The following is a 20235-nucleotide window of genomic DNA, read 5'->3' as shown; positions in this document are numbered from 1 at the left end:
GGCAAATCACCGGGACCATTCGCCTTCGCCGAGTGGTGGCGGCATCCCGTCGGAAGGTGTCGGTAATCCCCCTGGGGGCGCGACCCGGTACCGACCTAGCGTGTGAGCCGTCCCGCCGCGCAGCCGACGTACCGTCAGATCCCAGGAAAAGGCACATCCATGCTCGTCCTCGCGCCGATCGCCATCGGCGTCCTGTACGCCCTGCTCATGTCCCTCATCCGCGAACCCCACCGGCGCCGCTTCAACGCGGTCATGGTCGCCGGAGCCGGTGCCGCCTACCTCGGGACCGGAGGTCTGGGCGGGTGGGAGTTCGCCTTCACCGCGCTCGTCACCTATGTCGCCTTCCGCGGCCTGGACTCGTGGACGTTCATCGGCATCGGCTGGCTGCTGCACACGGTGTGGGACGTCATCCACCACATCAAGGGCAGCCCTCTGATCCCCTTCATGCATGATTCGTCGCTGGGGTGCGCCATCTGCGATCCCGTCATCGCGCTGTGGTGCCTGTCCGGCGGGCTGTCACCGCGCGAGCTTCTCCGCCGGGGAAGGCCCGCTGTCGTCCAGGACCAGGCCGCGTGACGTCGGCGAGCATCGCCCGCGTGCCTCCGATACAGTGTCCCGCCTGGATCACTGGGGAGGGGCTTCGATGCAGGTCAGGGTGGGGATCGCGGGGCGCGGTGCGGTGCATGTGGCGTTGCTGGCGGGGGTGCTGACGGGGTGTTCGCAGGCCGCGCCGCAGGAGCCGGAGGACAATCAGGCGTCAGCGTCAGCGTCGGCGTCAGCGTCGGCATCGGCGAGCGCCGACGGGACGGTTGCCGCCAAGGGGGGCACCATCGGCGCCAAGGGCTCCCCCTGCGAACTCCCGGTCACCTTCGACATCGCCAAGGAGTGGCAGGCCGAGACCGTGGAGGGCGGTCCTGCCGGGGACCTCGCGGACACGCTCCTCCAACAGGGCCCGGTCACCCTCACCTGCGAGATCGACGCCAAGCCCGCGGGGAACATCGGCTACCTCCGCGTCTGGACCGGCGAACCGGCCAAGAACGACGCGCGCGCTGCCCTGGAGGCATTCGTCGAGGCCGAGCCTGGCGCGAGCAAGGAGACGTACCGGACATTCAAGACGGGCGGCCTGGACGGCGTCGAGGTGGAATACCTCTACACCAGCGAACTCCTGGACGAGACGAAGAAGGAACGCGCCCTCGCCGTCGTCACATCCGACGGACCGGTCGTCGTGCATCTCGGAGGCCTGGACACCGAGGAACACGAGGAGATGCTCCCGGCATACGAACTCGCCAAGCGGACCCTGCGCGGCCACTGAGCCCGGAGGCCTGGCGCGGCGACCGGGGCCGCCGCGCCAGGTGCGAGTGTCAGGACGCCGTACGGGAACCGAGCCGCGACTCCTACTCGCCTGTGTAGAACCCGATCGTCGCCGCCGTCGTGGCTGCCACGACCTTCGCCTCGGCACCGGATGCGGCATACGCGGCGCCCCACGCCTCCCCCGAGCGCGTCGCGAACTCCTTGCCCTCGGGCGACTTGTCCCAGGCCTCCGCCTCCTCCCGGCTGATCTCGCCGCCCGCCAGGTGCCTGTCGAGTCCGAGGAGCCCCAGGTCCCAGCCGACTCCGACCGCGCCGGGACCGTACTGGTCCCAGAAGTCGTCCGGCACCACAGCTACGTGCTCCAGCTCCAGCACCGTGCGGTCCGCGCCGTCCGGCGTGAGTCGCACCTCGACCTCGCTGAAGCCGGGGTCGGGCCCGTAGAGCCAGCTCACGCGCAGCCGGGTCGGCTCGGTGCACTCGAGGATCTCGCCGCCGGCGTTGCCCTCCAGCTGGTAGCGGCCGCCGAGCTTGAGTTCACCGCTGACCGGCAGGAACCAGCGGCTGATCCGCTCGGGCGAGGTCACCGCGTCCCACACGTCGGCAATGTCGGCGTCGAAGGTCCGCCGCAGGAGCACCGTCTTCGCCTCGCCCGCCTCGACCTGGCGGACGCCGACCTCACGGTGCCGGCGGTTGATCTCGTCGACGATGTCACTCGTCCCCGCTCACTCCCTTTTCCTCTCTCAGCCTGCGCTCGCGCTTGCCCCGCGCGAGCTCCGTCCCGAGGGCGTCGAGCCGCTGCTCCCAGAACCCCCGGAACCGCTCCAGCCAGGCGTCCACCTCGCGCAGCGGCGCGGCGTCGACGGCGTACAGCCGCCGGGTGCCTTCCGCGCGCACGGACGCGAAGCCGCTCTCCCGCAGCACCCTCAGGTGCTGAGAGACGGCCGGCTGGGAGATCCCGAACTCGTCCCGGATCACGGCACTGATCTCGCCCGACGCCTGCTCACCGGACGCGAGTAGCTCCAAGATCCGGCGCCTGACCGGATCCCCAAGGACGTCGAAGGCGTGCACGGGACCGACTATGCCACCGTCGACTTATATAAGGCAAGGCTTAAGTAGAGCCTCGGGGCCGTGAGCAGTGCGCACGGCCCCGGTCCGTCTCAGACGTGCGGTCGGCGCCCCCGCTCCTGGTGCGGGAACGTCTGGTCCGCTCCCGGCAGCGTCGGCTTCGGCAGGGTCGCCACCTCTTCCTTCGCCTTCTCCATCTGCTCGACGGTGTAACGACTCGGCCAGGGCACGGCCCGACGCGGTGAGGGTCATGCCGGTGCCGTCAGGTTATAGACGCAGGTATGGGACGTCGCCGTGCGGCGCGACGAGGCTGCTCAGCGAGCCCGGTCAAAGGGAAGACCGCGCCCGGTCAAAGGGAAGCATCGAAGGGAGGGCGAGGCACATGGTCACCGCCTACGTGTTCATCACCGTCGTCACGATCCTGGCGAACGCCGTGATCGCGGGCGCCGACTTCGCGAGGGCCGGATTCGTTCTGGCGAACTCGGCCGCGGTGGGGGTCCCTGAGTCGTGGCTTCCGTGGCTCGGTGCACTCAAGGCTGCGGGAGCCGTCGGTCTGTTCCTCGGTCTGCTCGGGGTACCGGGCATCGGGATCGCCGCCGCCACGGGGCTCGTGTTGTTCTTCGTGGGCGCCGTGGCCGCGCATGTCCGGGCCCGCGTGTTTGCCACGATCGTGTTTCCGGGCGGCTTCCTGGCGCTGGCCGTCGCCGCGCTCGTACTGGGTGTCGCACGCTGAGCGCTCCGCTGCAGGTGCCGCGATATGCCGTCGATCGTGTGCCGCGCCGTCGTGGCTGGTCGCGCCCACGCGGCGGAGCCGCACATCGACACAGCCCCGCGCCCCTTGAGGCTTCCCTCCGGGACTCCTCCCGATGCGGGCCTCACTCGACACGAGTGAGAACCACCGCGATGCTCTCGGGGTAGCGCAGCTCCGGTTGGTTCATCGAGGGCTCAGGGTCACGGTGTTCTTGGTGTCCGACACCAGTTGCGGAACACGGCGGCGTCCTGACGACCCAGGGAGTGGCGGCGTCGGTGTCGGTCACTTCGAGGGCGAATCTTCGCCGGAATTCGGGGTGTTGGGCGTTCCTGACCAGGTCGTCAGACCTGCCGGCGCGACCCCTCGGCCGATGCGGCGGACTGGTCGTCACGAGACACGCACAGGGCCCAGATGATGAAGCCGGAGATCGCGATCATCACGACCGACCAGACGGGGTAGTACGGCAGGGAAAGGAAGTTGGCGATGATGACCAGCCCGGCGATGGCCACGCCCGCGACGCGCGCCCACATCGCGGCCTGGAACAGCCCGAAGCCGACGAGCACGGCGACCACGCCCAGGGCCAGGTGGATCCAGCCCCAGCTGGTGAGGTCGAACTTGAAGACGTAGTCCTGGGTCGTGACGAAGACGTCGTCCTCGGCGATCGCCGCGATGCCTCGCAGGATGTCGAGGACGCCGCCAATCATGAGCATGATGGCCGCGAAGACGGTCAGGCCGCCGGCCCATGCCTGGCCGGCTGTGCGCGGGTGTGCGGGGTGTGTGACGGTCATCCTGCTGCCTCGATTCGGTGTGGTCCGGCGGCGCTCAGCGGCCGGAGGTGGGTGACGGGGGTCCGTAGTCGCTCAGGACCAGTTCCTTCGCCCTGCTGAACTCCTCGTCCGTGATGTCACCGCGGGCTCGGATCTCGGACAGCTTGGCGAGTTCGTCCGCGCTGGTGGGCCGGTGCTCGCCGGCGCCTGCGGTCTCCCGGACGTACTTGTCGAAGGCCTCCTGCTGCGCACGGGCCTGCGCCACCTCGCGGTGACCCATGTTCTTGCCGCGGGCGACCACGTAGACGAAGACACCGAGGAAGGGCAGGACGATGCAGAACACCAGCCAGCCGGCTTTGACCCCGCCGCTCAGGTCGTCGTCACGGAAGATGTCGACGATGACCCGGAAGAGCAGGACGAACCACAGGATCCACAGGAAGACCACGAAGATGGTCCAGAAGGCGCTCAACAGCGGATAGTCGTACGCGAGGTACGTCTGCGCGCTCATGTCTCTCCTCCGTCCAGGGCGCTCGCCCGGAAGCCGTTCGGTTTTCAGCGTGCCCACGGCAAGGACCCGGTGGCCTCACCCAAGGCGGGTGAGCGTGGGTCGTCATGGTCCTGCTTCCGCTCGCCCCGGTTCGCCGTCGGCCACGCCGGTCGCGGCGAGCACCTCGATGACGGCCAGCACCACCAGGACCAGGACGAGAACGAGCACCACCACACCGACCGTGGGGTGATTCCAGAGCAGGAGCGCCAGGGCGCCCGCCCCGATGACGGCGCCACCGGTCCACGACCGGTGCGCGTCCAGCCAGCGCCCCGTCGAACCGGTGCGCACCACGGGGGTGCCACTCAGCGCCCGGCCGGCCGCTGTCGCACCCCGCCGGGCCAGGCTCCGCACACCGCGGGCGACCAGCCCCGGACCGTACATGTAGGCGGCCAGCGCCGTGATCACGGCGACGACGAGGAGCGTGCGGGCGCTGTCGCGCAGGAAGCGGAGGAAGGTGTCGAAGATCGCCGCGGCCGCGTCGGGAGGCAGCGTCGCCGAGGGGACCGAGTCCAGGTAGACCCGCCGTACGACGGCCAGCGCGACGAGCAGCACCACCATCATCACGCCGATGCCGACGGCTGTGATCATCAGCATCACGCGGTGAGCGGGAGCGGTCCACACGGCGAGGGCGGCCAGGGCGACGGTCAGCACGGGCAGCCAGGTGCCCATGATGTCCAGCAGGCGCATCGCGTCCTGTGCCTGGCTCAGCTCCTCGGTGTGGAACAGCGTGACGGTGCGGTCGACATTCGGGATGGCGGCGGCTTTGTCGAAGCCCTGGTCGACAAGGAGCTGCCGTACTTGGTCGACGACGGTGCCGATGTCCAGCTGGACGGTGTCGCCCGTGGCCCGCAGCGCGCCCTCGCGCTCTCCGGTGAGTACGTTCACCACGGCGGCGTGCGCCTGTCGGTTGGAGGCCTCCCAGGCCTGCCGGAATACGTCGCTGGTGATCACGCGCTCGACGTTGTTGTGCACGACGGTCGTCACCGCGGCGCGCAGTGGACCGGCGAGGTACTGCGACGCCTCCACCACCCGGGGTGGCGCCCCGGCGTCGGCCAGCGTCTTCGACAGCGCAGCGGCCACCGCCTCGACGTCCACCTGAGCGACCACGCGCTTGGTCAGCCGGTCGGTCACGACCTTCTGGACGGCCGGGTCGGATGCCAGCGGGGCGACGGTCTTCACGTACCGGCCGGTGTCGGAGACCTCGTCGTCGACCCAGGCCGCGACGACGGCCAGCGGCGCGAGCAGGAGGGTCAGCAGGAACAGGACCGTGGCGCCCGCCTTGCGCGCTCGCCGGTGCCGTACCGTCGCGGCCCGGCGCAGCCGCTCGTACTCGGCGCGCTCCTCCGGGGTCAAGGTGTGGCCGGTTCCGCCGGAGTGGGACGCGTCGGGGGTCTTGTCCGAGGCCATGGATCCTCCCGGGTCCTGTCTCCCCCCGAGGGCTACGGAGTTCCGACGGAGCCGGCGGCCCCTGGGACGCCCGCCCTGCGCAGGGCGGCCCGCCAGGCGAAGGCGACCGCCGCCTCGGCCAGGCCGAGCAGGACGAGCCAGAGACCGAGCAGCCGGGTCAGCGCACGCGCCGACTCGGACGGCAGGGCCAGCACCACGATCCCCGCGACAATGCCGATCACCGCGACGCCGACGACGAAGCCCCGGTGGGGCAGGTCTCTGGCGGCGATGGCCGTGTGGAGGGTGAGAATGCCGGACACCAGCCAGACGCCCCCGACGATCAGCGAGAGCGCGGCGATGGTCTGCAGCGGGTTCCTCAGGCAGAGCACCCCCGCCAGGACATACAGCAGGGCGAGGAGCAGCCGGGTCACTCTTTCGCCCGGCTCTTCGCGGGCGAATGCCTCGACGAACCGGAAGGCCGCCATCACGAGCAGATACAGGCCGATCAGGACCGCCAGGACGTGCAGGGTCTCGTCCGGCCAGACCAGGATCAGGATGCCCGGCACGAGCGTGGCGATCGCCGAGCCGAGGGGCCAGGTCCAGGAGCGTCCGAGCACGGCGAGCGCTTCCGCGGGGTCACCCGCCGGTCCGGGGGCCGCCCCGCCCGGCATGTGCTCCGGTCCGGTGTGCGGTGCCGGACCACGCGGCACGGTCATGGCTCCTCCTCGCGTGATCGGGCGGATCACTCCCGGACCGCCGGCGGGGCGGCGTACGGAGACCTCACCGGGCCAGCGTGCCGCCCCGCGTCGGCCGCCGGGTCACCCGCGGCGGGTGATCCGGGCACACCACGGGGGCGATGAGGTGGGTGGGCACGGACATGCGCGCGACGATGCCCGGACGGCCGGCGGGCGGGCCGCTCCTCCCGGAGGTAGAGCCATGACCACACCGATGGACTTCACGGCGTTGCTGTCCCCCGCCGACAGAGCGGCGTACGGCAGGAACGCGCGCAAGCGCGCCCCCCGTTCGCGTCAGGCGTGGTTCGAGACGGGACCGGAGCGCCGCGACCCGATCGAGGTGATCGAGCGCCAATCGGCCCCGCGCGTGCCCGAGTTGGTCCCGATCCGGTACGGCCGGATGCTCGAATCCCCGTTCCGCTTCTATCGGGGCGCGGCAGCGATCATGGCGGCGGACCTCGGTCCTCTCCCGAACAGCGGGCTGACGGTCCAGCTCTGCGGCGACGCGCACCTGCTGAACTTCCGGCTGCTGGCCTCGCCGGAGCGGCATCTCGTGTTCGACATCAACGACTTCGACGAGACCCTGCCCGGGCCCTTCGAGTGGGACGTCAAACGGCTGGCGGCCAGCTTCGCGATCGCCGGCCGGGCCAACGGATTCTCGGTCGGGGAGCAGGACGAAGCGGTCCTGACCTGCGTGCGCGCCTACCGTCAGCGCATCCGGGAGTTCGCCGGCATGCGCACCCTGGACATCTGGTACGCGCAGGACGACGCCGACCGGCTGGGGGAGCTGATGGCGCAGTCGATGAGCAAGCAGGCCCGGCGCCGCACCGCCGAGGCGACCGCACGAGCCCGTACCCGCACCTACCTCCAAGCCGTCGACAAACTCACCCGGATCACCGATGAGGGCCGCCGGATCACACCGGACCCGCCGCTGATCACCCCGCTCCAGGACCTGTTGACCGATCCGTCGGACGACGCACAGGAGAAGGAACTCCAGGGCCTCCTGGAGGACTACGCGCACACCCTGTCGTCCGAGCGCCGACACCTGCTGCGCCACTACCGCCTGGTCGACATGGCCCGGAAAGTGGTGGGTGTCGGCAGTGTCGGCACGCGGTGCTGGGTCCTGCTCCTGCTCGGCCGGGACGACGACGATCCCTTGCTGTTGCAGGCCAAGGAGGCGCAGGAGTCGGTGCTCGCGGCCCACACGGGTGGTGCCTCGTACGACAACCAGGGCCGCCGCGTGGTGACCGGGCAGCGGCTGATCCAGACGACCAGCGACATCTTCCTGGGCTGGACACACGTCCTGGGCCTCGACGGACGCGGCCGGGACTTCTACGTGCGGCAGCTGCGGGACTGGAAGGGCATCGCGCGGCCGGAGACCATGGACCCCTATCTGCTGCGCCTGTTCGGGCAGTTGTGCGGGGCCAGCCTGGCGCGTGCCCACGCCCGCTCCGGCGACCCCGTCGCCATCGCCGCCTACCTGGGCGGGAGCGACCGCTTCGACCGCGCACTCACCGGCTTCGCCCAGGCCTATGCCGACCAGAACGAGCGCGACTTCGACGCGCTGGCCGCTGCGGCCCGTTCCGGGCGGGTGCGTACGGAGAGCCTGTGAAGGTCACTCCGGCAGCTGGCGCATCTCCACGACCCGCAGCCCCAGCGACTGGCAGCGGGCCAGCAGACCGTACAGCTGCGCCTCGTCGACGACGGGGCCGAACAGGACGGTCTGACCGGACATCACCACATGGTCCAGCTCCGGAAAGGCCTTGGCCAGCGTCTCCGACACATGTCCTTCGACACGGATCTCGTAGCGCATGAGCTGCCCTCCCGCGGAGGACTGGAGTGGGCGGAGTCCGTCTTCACCTGCGATCCTCCGCGCCGCCGCGCCGCCCGCCCTCACCCGGTGCAGGTGAAGTGTCGGCTTCGTCGCGGCCGAGTTCGATCAGTGGGTCAGGTAGATCTTGAACGAGATGATCAGCAGACCGAGCAGCAGGTTCACCGAGGCGGTGGTGACCATCAGCCGCCGGGAGGCACCGGCCCGTCGGGCAGCGGCCACCGACCAGCCCACCTGCCCGGCCACGGCCACGGAGAGCGCCAGCCAGAGCGCGCCCGGAACATCGAGGCCGAGCAGAGGGCTGACGGCCACGGCGGTGGCGGGCGGGACGGCCGCCTTGACGATCGGCCACTCCTCACGGCACACGTCCAGCACGGTACGGCGGTCCAGCCGCTGCCGCGCCAGACGCGCGCCGAAGAGCTGGGCGTGCACGTGCGCGATCCAGAAGGCCACCCCGGTGAGCAACAGCAGCAGCACCAGTTCCACGCGGGGAAAGCGCTCCAGGGTGCCGGCCCCGACGACCACGGAGGCGGCGAGCATCGAGCCGTAGACGCCGCCGGTGTAGTCGGCGCGGGCCCGGCGCTCGGCACTCCCCTGCGCGACATGCCCGGTCCTGGCCATCGCGGCCTCCTCGGGTCAGCGGGGCGGGCCCGTCGCGTCGGCCGGTGTCGCCTTCTCCGGCCGCCTGGGCCGGGTCGGGAGATGCGGCGTGACGAGGAAACTCGCGAGGGTGATGCCCCCGGCGGCGAGGATCGCCGCCTTCAGGCCGTCCAGTTGCGCCGAGGCATAGGAGTCCGCGAGGGCATCGACCTCGGACGGCGGCAGCCCGGCGGCTTCGGCCGCCGAGCGCACCTGCTCGGTGGGGACGAAGGTGATACCGGCTTGGAGGGCGACGCCCGTCTGTTGTCGCGCCTCCTCCGACAGCCGCTGGTCGGCCTCCACCTGCGTGGTGAAGGCCTGGGTCAGAGCGCCGACGAGCAGCGACCCGATGAGCGCGGTCCCCAGCGCGGAGCCCAACTGCTGGGCCGTGAACTGCAGTCCACCGGCCTCGCTGCGTTCCTCCTCGCCGACGCTGGACTGAACGACGTTGCCCAGCTGCGAGGCGAGCAGACCCATGCCCACGCCGAGCAGGGCCATCGCCCCGGCGAACTGCGCGTCGTCGATGACCGGATCGATGGTGGCCAGCAGCCACACGATGGCCGCGGCGAGGGTCACCAGGGCCAGCCGGACCACCCGGCGCGGTCCCGCCAGCCGCCCCAGCCGGGCGCCGATCAGGGAGGTCGCGAGCATGGTGGCGGACACCGGCAGCAGCCGCAGACCCGTCTCGAAGGCGTTGAATCCCTGAACCACCTGCAGATACAGCGGGATGGCGAAGAACAGTCCCAGCAGGATGAGGTTCTGGCTCAGCAACGACATCAGGCCGGCCCGCAGGGCGGGCTTGCGCAGCAGAGCCAGATGCACGAGGGGTTCGGTGCCCCGAGCCTCGCGTCGCCGCTCCCAGTGGGCGAAGACGGCGAGTACGGCCGCTCCGGCGCCGATGACGAACAGCGTCGGCGCGAATCCCAGCACGGTGAAGGGCGGGTTGCGGGGCTGCACCCATCCCCAGGAGCCGCTCTGCAGCACCCCGAGCACGCCCAGTGCCAGACCGGCCGCCGACAGTGCGGCGCCGACCCCGTCGAGCCTGGTACGCGGACCGGTGCGGGGTGCTTCCGTGATCACCCGGTGGAAGCACAGCATGGCCGCGACGACCACGACCTCGCCGGCGAAGACCAGCCGCCAGGTGAGATACGTCGTCACCCAGCCGCCGAGCAGCGGGCCGACCGCGATTCCCGCGCCGGCCAGTCCGCCGATGACGCCGAAGGCGACGGCCCGGTCCCGGCCGCGGTAGGACTCGGCGACGAGGGCCGCCATGGCGGGCAGCACCATCGCGGCGCCCAGTCCTTCGATGACCGACCAGCCCAGCGTGAGCACCCACAGGGTGGGCGCGACGGCGGTCAGGGCCGATCCGGTGCCGTAGACGACGAGGCCCAGGAGGAACAGGCGACGCCGTCCGAGGATGTCTCCGAGCCTGCCGCCGGTGATCATGAACGCCGCCATGACCAGTGCGTACAGCGTGATGACGGCCTGGATGGCGGTGACCTCGGTGTCGAAGTCCTCGACCAGTTGGCTGATCGAGACGTTCATGACGGAGGTGTCCAGGACCATCAGGAACTGGGCAGTGCCCAGGACGATCAGAGGCCGCCAGTGGTTCACGCTTCCATGTCATCCGAACCGACCGCCGGGCGCCTCACCCGTCACGGGCGAGCCGCTCCTCACCGAGGTGCGGTCACAGCAGCCGCAACTCGCGGGCCCGGCGGACCGCGTCGTTGCGCCGGTTCACCGCGAGTTTGCGGTAGACGCTCTTGAGGTGCGTTTTCACCGTGTTCACCGAGACGTACAGATCAGCGGCGATGTCCTCGGTCGACATCATCTGGGCCAGCCGTCGCAGTACATCGCGCTCGCGTCCGCTCAGCTCCTCCACGACCGGCGCCCACGGCTGCGCCTGGGCGGGTGACGGGCCCGGGGTGAGCCAGCCGGCACCCAGCCCGCGCAGGGGTTCCGTGCTCAGCAGGGGCCGCAGCCAGGGTCCGGCTTCGAGGAAGGGACGCCGCAACTGCTCGCGCCGGGCCTCGATGAGGGCCTGGCCGACGAGTCTGCGCGCGGTGGCGGAGTCCCCTGCCACATCGGCGGCCTGCGCCCTCAACAGCGCGGCCCGGACGGTCACCGCGGGGCCGACGCGGCCCTCGGGGTGCGCGCCGTCGAGCAGATCCATCGCCACGTCCGGTCGGCCCGCGGCGAACTCGGCCCGCGCGGCCTCGACGGCGCACGCCGGCTGGCTGTCGGGCACCGCCCGCAAGATCCTGGCGGCGACTTCCGGCCGGCCTTCGGCCAGGTGCACGGCTGAGGCCACGAGAGCCGTCTGCCCCTCCGCCCAGGGTGAGACGACATCCGCCGGGACTGCCGGTTCCGCTGCTTCCAGGGCGGCCTGTGTGTGGCCACGGGCCAGCAGCAGCCGCGCTGTGGCGATCGCCCGGCCCGCCTCGGTCACCGGGTCCCGCAGCGCCGGGGGCGAGTCGGCCGCGGCGTCGAGGAGGGACTGGGCCTGCGCGAGCTCGTTGCGGTCCACGGCCACCGCGGCAAGGACCATCCGATCGATGCCGGAGCCGGACGGCGGGTCCCGGCTGAGACGCTCCGTCTCGCGCATCGCCGCCAGGGCCTTGCGCTCTGCCCTGCCGGGCCAGCCGTTCAGGTAGTCGATCAACGCCAGGTGCCCCAGGGACTCCTCGCGCGGGAGGGCCGTGGCCGCTCCACCGGTGGCGCCGGCCACCGTGGACAGGGCGGCTCGTGCGTCCTCGAAGTGCCCGGCCCACAGCCGTGCCGAGCCCAGATGGGTCTGCATGAGCGCGTTGAGCTCGGGATGCTTGTCCAGAAGGTGCGCGGGAACCTCCTTGCACAGGTGCCGGGCCGACTCCGCGGCCTGCTCCGCACGTCCCGGCGATCCGGTCAGCCGGGCCGCCAGGACTTCCAGCAGGGCGCAGCTCAGCTGGGCCGCCGCAGCTCCGGGCGAGTCCGCGGCCAGGCTCTCCTCAGCGTGGTGCAGATGGGGCAGGCCACGGTCGAGGTCGCTCCGGGACAGCTCACGGGCCGCGCGGACCAGGCTCGTGGCGGGGCTCTCGGCCTCGGGGCCCATCCGGGAGATCAGCTCGGCCAGGTCGGTGGAGCGCAGGCCCGTGAAGAGCTGGCCGATCGCGAGATCCTCGACCAGGGCACCGGCGGTGAACTCCCAGTCGCCGGCGGCCGTACCGTGCGCGAGCATCTCCGAGAGGAACCCGGAGTGTCGCAGCCACCGTGCCGCCCGCCGGTGGAGTTCGGGCTCCAGTCCGGGAGCACGCACCCGCAGGTGTGCGCGGAGGATCTCCCCGAACAGCGGGTGGAGGCGGTACCAGGAGTGCCCGAGGTGCTCGACGAACGCGTTCTCGCGGTGCAGCCCGGCCAGCAGCGGCTCGGCATCGGCGCGCCCCGTCAGCGCGTTCGCCAGATCGGGGCAGAAGCGCTCCAGGACGCTGACCCGCAACAGCAGATCCTGCGTCTGTGCGCTCTGCCGCTTGAGCACCTCCGCCAGCAGGAAGTCGGCCACCGTGCTGTGGTCCGCTTCGAACTCCTTCAGGTAGAGCTCGGGGTTCGGGCTGTCGAGCGCGGCCAGGACGCACAGGCGCAGGCCGGCGGCCCATCCCCGGGTGCGCTCGACGAGCGCGCGTGCCGCGGTGACGCCGAGGCGCAACCCGTGCCGGGCCATCAGCGTCGCCGCTTCGTCGGGAGTGAAGGCCAGCTCCGCTCCCCTGATCTCCGTCATGGCGCCGACGGCCCGGTAGCGGTGCAGGGGGAGCAGCGGTTCGGTGCGGGTGACAAGGATCAGACGCAGGCCCGCACCCGCTTGGTGCAGGACGAATTCCAGTTGATCGGCGATTTCCGGTGCGGACACACGGTCGTACTCGTCGAGCACGACGATCACGGGAAGGTCGCGGGTGCTCAGATCGGCGGCGAGTCGGGCGAGCAACGTGTGGTCCACGCGGTTCGCGTCCGAGGGCCTGCCGACCGACGCGGGCACCGGTGTGCCGGAGGCACGCAGGGCCTGCATCAGATACGCCCAGAACATCCCGGGACCCTGGTCCACCGCGTCCGTGGTGAGCCAGGCGACGGGCCGGTCCAGCCCCGCGGCCCAGTCGGCGACCAACAGCGTCTTGCCCGCGCCGGCGGCTCCGTTGACCACCGTCAACGGCGTCAGGAGAGCCTGGTCGAGGTGCCGGACCAGCCTGTCCCGCCGTAGAAAGGTGGCAGGCCGCGCGGGCACGGCGAAACTCGCGGGCAGGAAGGGATCTCCCAGGGGATCGGCGCAGGGACTGGTCGGTCCCGCCCCCTTGTCCTCGGTGCCGGACACGTCGGTCACCCCCACGGTCCGTCAGGTCATGGGCAGCGCTCTTCTCCTCAGGATCCCAGTGTTTCTCCGCATGTGCGCGCTGTCCCTCAGGCCCCTTGCGCCACAGGCCCCGCGCCGACTCGGTGGACGGCGTCCATCTGGTGGTCGAGCGAAAGGGCGGCCGTGATCAGTGCCAGGTGGGTGAAGGCCTGCGGGAAGTTTCCGAGCTGCTCCCCCGTCGGGCCGATCTCCTCGGCGAACAGGCCCGCGTGATTGGCGTAGGTCAGCATCTTGTCGAAGGCGTACCTGGCCGGCCCGAGCTGTCCGGACTGCGCGAGGGCGTCGACGTACAGGAAGCTGCAGAGGGAGAAGGTGCCCTCGCTGTCCCGCAGGCCGTCCGGTGACGCCTCCGGGTCGTAGCGGTAGACCAGGCTGTCGGACACGAGTTCCCGCTCCATCGCCTCCAGGGTGGACAGCCAGCGCGGGTCCCTGGGCGAGATGAATCCGACGGACGGCATGAGCAGCAAGGAGGCATCCAGGGTGGTGTCCTCGTACTGCTGGACGAAGGCCCGGCGCCGTGTGCTCCATCCGCGTTCCATCACCTGCCGCAGGATGCCGTCGCGGGCCGCGCTCCATGCGGCGATGTCGGCGGGGCGGGCGAAGTCCCGGGCCATACGGATGCCCCGGTCGAAGGCGGCCCAGCACATGAGGCGGCTGTAGGTGAAGTCCTTCTGCCCGCCCCTCGTCTCCCAGATCCCCTCGTCGGGGCGGTCCCACGCCTTGACCAGCCAGTCGATCACGCCGGACAGGGCTTGCCAGCCGTCGTACGCCGGCACCTCGCCGATCGCTTCGACGGCTTGCGCCAGCGCGATCGACGCCTCTCCGTAGATGTCGAGCTGAAGCTGGCCCGCGGCGCCGTTGCCGACGCGGACGGGCGCCGACCCCTGGTAGCCCTCGAAGTGGTCGAGGACCTCCTCCGGCAGGTCCGGGTCGCCGTCGACGCGGTACATGATCTGGAGGGGCTCGCCGTTGATGGTGTGGCCCGCCCTGAGGCGGTCGCCGAGCCACGTGCGGAACGCGTGCGCCTCTTCGAGGTAGCCGAGTCCGAGCAGTGCGCCGACCGACATGGACCCGTCACGCACCCAGGTGTACCGGTAGTCCCAGTTGCGCCCGCCGCCGATCTGCTCCGGCAGCCCCATGGTCGGGGCCGCGACGGGTGCACCGGTGGGCGCGTAGGTGAGCAGTTTGAGGGTGATGGCCGATCGGTTCACCATGTCCTGCCAGCGTCCGCGGTAGGTGCTGTGGCGGATCCAGGAGTGCCAGAAGTCCCGGGTGCCCGTGAACAGCGCGCTGACGTCCAGCGGCGTCAGTGGCGGCGGGAGCGCGTCGTCAACGTCCCCGACGGTCAGTACGACCGCTGCCAACTCCTCCTGTCCCAGGGACACTTCACCGTGGACGTCATCGCCCTCCCGGCTCCAGGTCACCGGGCCCGCGGTCTGCAGTACGGCCCGGGCCGCGGCCGAGTCGAAGCGGATCACGTCCTCACCCAGGTCGAGGCGGTGCGCGGCACGGCCGTAATCGAAGCGTGGGCGGCACTCCAAGGAGAAGCGGACCCGGCCACGGGTCACCCGCAGGACCCTGACCAGCCGATGCCGGCGTGCCGGCTGCTCGGGGTGCTCCATGGGCATGAAGTCGATCACCTCACCGACGCCCTGCTCCGTGAGGAACCGGGTCACCAGCAGCGCGGTGTCCTGCAAGTACAGCTGAACGGGGGGCCGTTCGCTGTCTGCGGAGACGGCGAAGTGCCCGCCGCGGTCGTGGTCGAGGAGGGAGGCGAACACGCTGGGCGAGTCGAACCTGGGCGCGCACAGCCAGTCGACCGTGCCGTCGGAAGCGACCAGCGCGGCGGTCTGCAGGTCTCCGATCAGCCCGTGGTCCGCGATCGGCGGATAGCGTCGCATGACCAGTGCTCCCTTCCGGCCGAGGCGCCCGGACGTCGGCGTCCCGGCACGTGTCGCGCCTCCGTATCCCACAACTTCGCCGTGCCGGACGGCGACGGCCTCCCCCGTCATGGGTGAGATCAAGCGGCGATATCGGTCGGCGCGGCGTCAATCCGGTTCGTGGCGGCGGCCTTGCCATGTCGGGGTCGGAGCCGGTCGTCGCCGGCCGAGGGGTCCGGCCCGGCCGACGGACCGTCGGTGGCGGCTGCGGCGGAGCGAGCACGGGGAGCTGCACGGGCATGGCGCTGTCCCTCGGGGCGGCGGAGTGGCGTGAAGAGGCAGGTCACAGCCGGTGTCGTTACGGCCGCTGTGCCACTCTCGTCCCGCGCACCACTCCGGTACCTCGGCCGATCGGCCGAGGCGCTGCCGAGATCCCTGTCTGCTGCCGGCCCAGGAACTCCCGCCGGCCGGGCGCCATTAATACGTTGCGGTCGGTTCCCCGTCCCCCGGACCCTGACTCCATGGCCTACGCCCTGCGCCCCGCCGCACTGACCGACGCGGCCGTCATCACCGACCTGCTCAATGAGATCGACCGGATCGAGATCGGTCGGCCCGAGACCGACCTGCACACCGTGCAGGCCGACCTGAAGCACCCGGAAACCGACCTGGAGCAGGACTCCTGGCTGGCCCTCGACGGGGACCGGCCGGTGGCCTACGGCCTGTTGTGGGACGAGTCAGGTGGTGAGCGCATCGACGTCGACCACTACGTGCTCCCCGATCACCAGAAGGCCGGGCTGCGCATTCTGGAGGCGATGGAGGCCAGAGCCCTGCGCAAGGCCCGCGAGAACGGCGCGGCGAGGGCCGTCGCGCATCTGCACCTCAACACCGGGCCCACGCTGGACACGGCGCTGATCCGGGCACGGGGCTGGTCCGTCGTACGGCGCTATCACGTGCTGCACCGCCCCCTGGATCCCGCCCGGGACGGTGCGCCGCAATTGCCGCCGGGGGTGCGTCTGCGGGCGTGCACCGACGAGGCGGACCGGGTGCGGGCGCACTCCCTGTACCAGGACACGTTCGCCGAGCACTTCGACTTCCAGCCGCGCACCTACCGGCAGTGGCTGCACGACATCGACGCCGAGAGCCTCGACTGGTCCCTGGTGTGGATCGTGAGCACCGAGGATCTGGGCGACGTCGGGTTCCTGATCGCCCGTGACGACCGCGCGGCCATGGGGTGGATCCGGAGCATCGGCGTCCTGGGCGAAGCCCGCGCCCGGGGCCTGGGCGGCCTGTTGCTGCGGCACGCCTTCGCCGCGTTCGCCGCACGGGGACGGGACACCGTGGGCCTCGGCGTGGACACCGACAACGCGACCGGGGCTCCCGGGCTGTACGCCCGCCACGGCATGACCGTCCACTACGCCGTCGACACGTGGGAGACGGTCCTGACGTGACCGGCCGGGGCCGCGAGGCCCCCTCCCGGTGCGGGAACGACGGCGGCCGGACCCGCTTCGCAGGTCCGGCCGCCGTTCAGGTGCCCGCAGGTGCGGTCAGTGTCATGCCGAGCCGCGTCGCCGCAACAGCAGCAGACCGGCGATCAGGAGGACCGCCCCGGCCGCGGCCGGCCACAACTTCGCGCCGGTGTCGGCGAGTGAGCCCCCGACGGTCTGCGGTTCGGTCTGTCCCGCCGCCTGCTGGTCGGACCCGTCGTCGTTGGCGACCGGCTGCTGGGTCGCGGCCTCCCCGATCTCCTCCTCGTCCTGTCCTCCGCCGCCCTGTACGGGGGCGGCGGCGTCGGACTGCTTCGGGGACGGCGTGGCGTAGACCTTGGGCTCGTCGGCGTCGGCCGGAGGGTTCGCGGCGCCGTTCTCCGGTTCGGTGGCCGGCGTGTCGGCCGGGGGCTCCTCGGTCTGCTGCCCGTTGCCCGGGTCGTCGGGAGTGGCCTCGCCGTTGTCGCCGCCGGCCGGGTCGTCGGCGCTCGGCGACGGCTTCTCCGGCTCGTCCGCGGGGGGCGCCGACTGCTCGGGCTCGTCGGCGGGCGGCGCCGACTGCTCGGGCTCATCCGCCGGAGGAGACGGCTGCTCGGGCTCCTCGCCCCCACCGTCACCGGCCCCCGCACCGCACTGCCGGCCGCTGTTGATGCAGTCCACCATCTCCGTCATCAGGTTCTCGTCGAAGACGTTGATGAAGTCGCCGTGGTCCGTGACCGGCTTGTGCAGCTGCTCGGGGAAGGAGTCCACCGCGAACAGCGGCGTCGTACGGCCACCGTCGTCGAGGCTCGGTGCGTCGACGTCGTAGACGATGCGCTGCACCAGTTGCGGGATGGCCTTGAAGCCGGACGGGCAGCTGCCGTCGGCCGCGGCGAACGCCACGTGCGTGCGGTGGTTGGCGCTGTCGATGTTCGAGCCGTCCCAGCAGCTCTGGAACTTGAAAGTGCGCACGACGTCGCTGCCCTGCGGGCAGAGCGGGTACTTGTCCTTCAGCTGCCGGTCCTCGAAGCCGGTGCAGCTCCACGAGGCGTTGGCGTTGGCGGTGCCGTTGACGAACGCCTTGGCGTCGCCGGTGATGATGCGCAGGAACCGCGGCATGGCCGTGACCTCGCCCTGCGGGCTGCCCACGAACGTCAGCGTGACCTGCTTGGGCGTGACGATCTCACCGGCGTTGCCCTCGATGCCACCGCCGGGAGAGTTGGCGTCCTGCTCCTGGACGCCGTTCTGCAGCCGCACCACGGGCCAGTAGTACGTGGACTTGTCGCCCGCGTCCTCGCAGCTGGTGTCGGCGGCGGCCAGGTCGTCGTCGCTCGCGAAGGCGTCGTTGGCCTGGTTGCCGATGTAGTCGTGGAAGTGGTGGGCGCCGTTGGTGACGCCGGGGGCCACGATCACGTTGTCCGAGTTGAACAGGCCGTTCTCGTTGACGCCGCAGCTGGTGGTGAAGGTGCCGCGGGAGGCGTTCGCCGGGCCCGGGGCGTTGGGCTGGACGGCGGTGATGTCCGCGTAGTCGTCGGCCACGGGGCCGTTGCCGGCCGGCTGGCCGCCCCCGCCCTGGCCGTCCTGCTGCTCCTGGTCCTGGCCCTCGCCCGCGTCCTGGCCGTCGCCGCCTTCTGCCTGGTCCTGGCCGTCCTGGTCCGCGTTCTCGACCGGGGCCTCGGGGGCGCGCAGTTCGCAGGCCGCGAGTGCGTCGAGTCCTTCGGGGCGGTCGCCAGCGCCGTCCATGGCCTGGGCGATGCGCTCGATCGTGGCGGCCCGGTCCTCCTTCAGCGGGTTCATGATCCCGCCGTCGACGGAGCCGACGTCCTGCTGCGCGGCCTGGGCCTCCCTCAGACGCTGGTAGGCGTCGGTGATCTGCTGATCGAGGAGGGCGAGTTCACGGTCGACGTCCGGCCGGGCCGTGTCCGGCATCGTCGTCAGCCGGCTGCCCACGTCCGGGCAGTCGATCGTGGCGGCTCCGGAGGCGAGGACCTGATCGGTCCCGCTCTGCGTGGCGCCGTCCTCGGTCGCCGACGCGTAGACGTTCGCAGCTATCAGTCCACCTCCGCCCAACATCAGCGCGACCGCTGCAAAGGTCGCGCGCCGCTTGCCCGTTGGACGTCTGCGCGAGGTGCGAGTCAAGGAAGTACTCCTACGCGTGTGGATCTGCTTCGGCATGGAATCCCCACGCCCCATACGGAGCTCGGCCCCCGCGTGTTCAAACCCCTCACAGATTCATGGAAATTTCTCAGGTTGTTCGAGGCGCACCTCGGCCGGCACGCGACACCCGCGCCCCGAACCGATTCAGAAACGCGTCCGCTGAATGGCATGACGGCGAGCCGTTGGACTTCACGATCACGCAGGAGCAGGGTGGGCATGTCCCGCGGATCCGGCGGGCCACCCCGCATCGCACCACCCGGAGACCACCCGATGAACCACATCGCGAATCCCGAGCGCTACAACGGCACCATGCGCTACCGGCGCACCGGACGCTCGGGACTCGACCTGCCGCTGCTGTCCCTGGGCTACTGGCACAACTTCGGCGACGACCGCCCCTTCGAAACCCAGCGCGAGATCGCACTGCGGGCCTTCGACCTCGGCATCACGCACCACGACCTCGCGAACAACTACGGTCCGCCGTACGGGGCCGCGGAGATCAACTTCGGGCGGCTGATGCGGCGGGACCTCGCCCCGTACCGGGACGAGCTGGTGGTTTCCACCAAGGCCGGCTGGGACATGTGGCCGGGGCCCTACGGCCAGGGAGGCGGCTCCCGCAAGTACGTCCTCGCCTCACTCGACCAGTCGCTGCACCGGATGGGGCTGGAGTACGTGGACATCTTCTACTCCCACCGCCTCGACGCCACCACCCCGCTCGAGGAGACGATGGGCGCCCTGGACACCGCCGTGCGCCAGGGCAAGGCGCTCTACGTCGGCATCTCCTCGTACGACGCCGAGCGCACCCGGCAGGCGGCCGCCATCCTCCGGGAACTGGGCACCCCGCTGCTCATCCACCAGCCGTCGTACAGCATGCTCAACCGCTGGATCGAGACCGACGGGCTGCTCGACGCCGCACAGGAGGAGGGCTTCGGGGTCATCGGATTCACGGCGCTCGCCCAGGGGCTGCTGACCGGGCGCTACTTGGACGGCGTTCCCGACGACTCGCGAGCCGCGCAGGGCACGTCGTTCGACACCACGTGGCTGTCCGAGGAGATGCTGCACAGGCTGCGGGCGCTGAACGACATCGCCGCCCACCGTGGGCAGACCCTGGCCCAGATGGCCCTCGCGTGGGCGCTGCGCGACGAACGGGTCACCTCCCTCGTCATCGGCGCCTCGCGGACCGAACAGCTGGAGCAGAACGTCGCCGCGCTGGAGAACCTCGACTTCAGCGGCGAGGAGCTGGCCGAGATCGACAAGTACGCCGGTGACGGCGGCGTCGACCTGTGGCAGGACGCCAGACTCGGGAAGCTCCGCTGAACCGGTGCGGGT

General features: G+C 71.0%; 18 protein-coding genes. 6 read left to right on the top strand and 12 right to left on the bottom strand.

Annotation, left to right across the window (positions count from 1 at the left end; genetic code table 11):
• The first annotated feature begins 159 nt into the window (after positions 1–159).
• On the top strand, positions 160–576 hold the full coding sequence (locus tag ACTWQO_RS29230; protein WP_443240352.1) for a DUF6010 family protein: 417 nt from the start codon (positions 160–162) through the stop codon (positions 574–576).
• Positions 577–643: 67 nt separating this feature from the next.
• The gene (locus ACTWQO_RS29225; protein ID WP_443240351.1) at positions 644–1312 is read left to right on the top strand and encodes a lipoprotein; all 669 of its coding nucleotides are present in this window, start codon (positions 644–646) and stop codon (positions 1310–1312) included.
• Positions 1313–1394: 82 nt separating this feature from the next.
• Here the strand turns inward: ACTWQO_RS29225 and ACTWQO_RS29220 are convergent, their stop codons facing one another.
• Both ACTWQO_RS29220 and ACTWQO_RS29215 read right to left on the bottom strand, forming a co-directional pair.
• Positions 1395–1946, bottom strand: a complete 552-nt coding sequence (locus ACTWQO_RS29220; protein WP_443240350.1) for an SRPBCC family protein — start codon at positions 1944–1946, stop codon at positions 1395–1397.
• A gap of 73 nt (positions 1947–2019) precedes the next feature.
• On the bottom strand, positions 2020–2379 hold the full coding sequence (locus ACTWQO_RS29215; RefSeq protein ID WP_443240349.1) for an ArsR/SmtB family transcription factor: 360 nt from the start codon (positions 2377–2379) through the stop codon (positions 2020–2022).
• 379 nt (positions 2380–2758) lie between these two features.
• Between ACTWQO_RS29215 and ACTWQO_RS29210 the strand changes: the two genes are divergently transcribed.
• On the top strand, positions 2759–3109 hold the full coding sequence (locus ACTWQO_RS29210; protein WP_443240348.1) for a DoxX family protein: 351 nt from the start codon (positions 2759–2761) through the stop codon (positions 3107–3109).
• Between the two features lie 359 nt (positions 3110–3468).
• Here the strand turns inward: ACTWQO_RS29210 and ACTWQO_RS29205 are convergent, their stop codons facing one another.
• The 4 genes from ACTWQO_RS29205 to ACTWQO_RS29190 form a co-directional block, all read right to left on the bottom strand.
• On the bottom strand, positions 3469–3915 hold the full coding sequence (locus ACTWQO_RS29205) for a DUF7144 family membrane protein (RefSeq protein WP_443240347.1): 447 nt from the start codon (positions 3913–3915) through the stop codon (positions 3469–3471).
• Positions 3916–3949: 34 nt separating this feature from the next.
• Positions 3950–4402, bottom strand: coding sequence for an SHOCT domain-containing protein (locus ACTWQO_RS29200; RefSeq protein WP_443240346.1), 453 nt, complete (start codon positions 4400–4402; stop codon positions 3950–3952).
• Between the two features lie 102 nt (positions 4403–4504).
• Positions 4505–5848 (bottom strand): hypothetical protein, encoded by a 1344-nt coding sequence (locus ACTWQO_RS29195; protein ID WP_443240345.1) that lies wholly within the window; start codon positions 5846–5848, stop codon positions 4505–4507.
• A gap of 32 nt (positions 5849–5880) precedes the next feature.
• A complete protein-coding gene (locus ACTWQO_RS29190) occupies positions 5881–6543 on the bottom strand; it encodes an HdeD family acid-resistance protein (protein ID WP_443240344.1) in 663 nt (220 codons plus the stop codon).
• 220 nt (positions 6544–6763) lie between these two features.
• Here ACTWQO_RS29190 and ACTWQO_RS29185 point away from each other — a divergent pair, with 220 nt between their 5' ends.
• On the top strand, positions 6764–8173 hold the full coding sequence (locus tag ACTWQO_RS29185; RefSeq protein WP_443240343.1) for a DUF2252 domain-containing protein: 1410 nt from the start codon (positions 6764–6766) through the stop codon (positions 8171–8173).
• Positions 8174–8176: 3 nt separating this feature from the next.
• Here ACTWQO_RS29185 and ACTWQO_RS29180 read toward each other — a convergent pair whose 3' ends face one another.
• From ACTWQO_RS29180 to ACTWQO_RS29160, 5 genes are all read right to left on the bottom strand, one after another.
• Entirely contained in the window at positions 8177–8374 is a 198-nt protein-coding gene (locus tag ACTWQO_RS29180; protein ID WP_155056339.1) for a hypothetical protein, read from the bottom strand.
• 126 nt (positions 8375–8500) lie between these two features.
• A complete protein-coding gene (locus ACTWQO_RS29175; protein WP_443240342.1) occupies positions 8501–9013 on the bottom strand; it encodes a hypothetical protein in 513 nt (170 codons plus the stop codon).
• Positions 9014–9028: 15 nt separating this feature from the next.
• Positions 9029–10645, bottom strand: coding sequence for an MFS transporter (locus ACTWQO_RS29170; protein ID WP_443240341.1), 1617 nt, complete (start codon positions 10643–10645; stop codon positions 9029–9031).
• 73 nt (positions 10646–10718) lie between these two features.
• Positions 10719–13379 carry a LuxR C-terminal-related transcriptional regulator gene (locus ACTWQO_RS29165; protein ID WP_443240340.1) on the bottom strand — a complete coding sequence of 887 codons (2661 nt, stop codon included), beginning with the start codon at positions 13377–13379 and terminating at the stop codon, positions 10719–10721.
• Positions 13380–13456: 77 nt separating this feature from the next.
• Positions 13457–15310: a glycoside hydrolase family 15 protein gene (locus tag ACTWQO_RS29160; protein WP_443240339.1), complete on the bottom strand. Its 1854-nt coding sequence runs from the start codon at positions 15308–15310 to the stop codon at positions 13457–13459.
• Between the two features lie 500 nt (positions 15311–15810).
• Between ACTWQO_RS29160 and ACTWQO_RS29155 the strand changes: the two genes are divergently transcribed.
• Positions 15811–16737, top strand: a complete 927-nt coding sequence (locus ACTWQO_RS29155; protein WP_443240338.1) for a GNAT family N-acetyltransferase — start codon at positions 15811–15813, stop codon at positions 16735–16737.
• A gap of 102 nt (positions 16738–16839) precedes the next feature.
• On the opposite strand, the gene ACTWQO_RS29150 is transcribed toward ACTWQO_RS29155, so the two are convergent.
• Positions 16840–18825, bottom strand: a complete 1986-nt coding sequence (locus ACTWQO_RS29150) for a DUF1996 domain-containing protein (RefSeq protein ID WP_443240387.1) — start codon at positions 18823–18825, stop codon at positions 16840–16842.
• A 354-nt stretch (positions 18826–19179) separates the two neighbouring features.
• On the opposite strand from ACTWQO_RS29150, the gene mgrA reads away from it, so the two are divergent.
• A complete protein-coding gene (mgrA, locus tag ACTWQO_RS29145) occupies positions 19180–20223 on the top strand; it encodes an L-glyceraldehyde 3-phosphate reductase (RefSeq protein ID WP_443240386.1) in 1044 nt (347 codons plus the stop codon).
• The last annotated feature ends 12 nt before the right edge of the window (positions 20224–20235 follow it).

Origin of the sequence: Streptomyces sp. 4N124, from assembly GCF_052245395.1 — a bacterium.
Taxonomy (GTDB): Bacteria; Actinomycetota; Actinomycetes; order Streptomycetales; family Streptomycetaceae; genus Streptomyces.
Note: the sequence above shows the minus strand (reverse complement) of the source record. Positions and strands in the feature narration are given on the sequence as shown.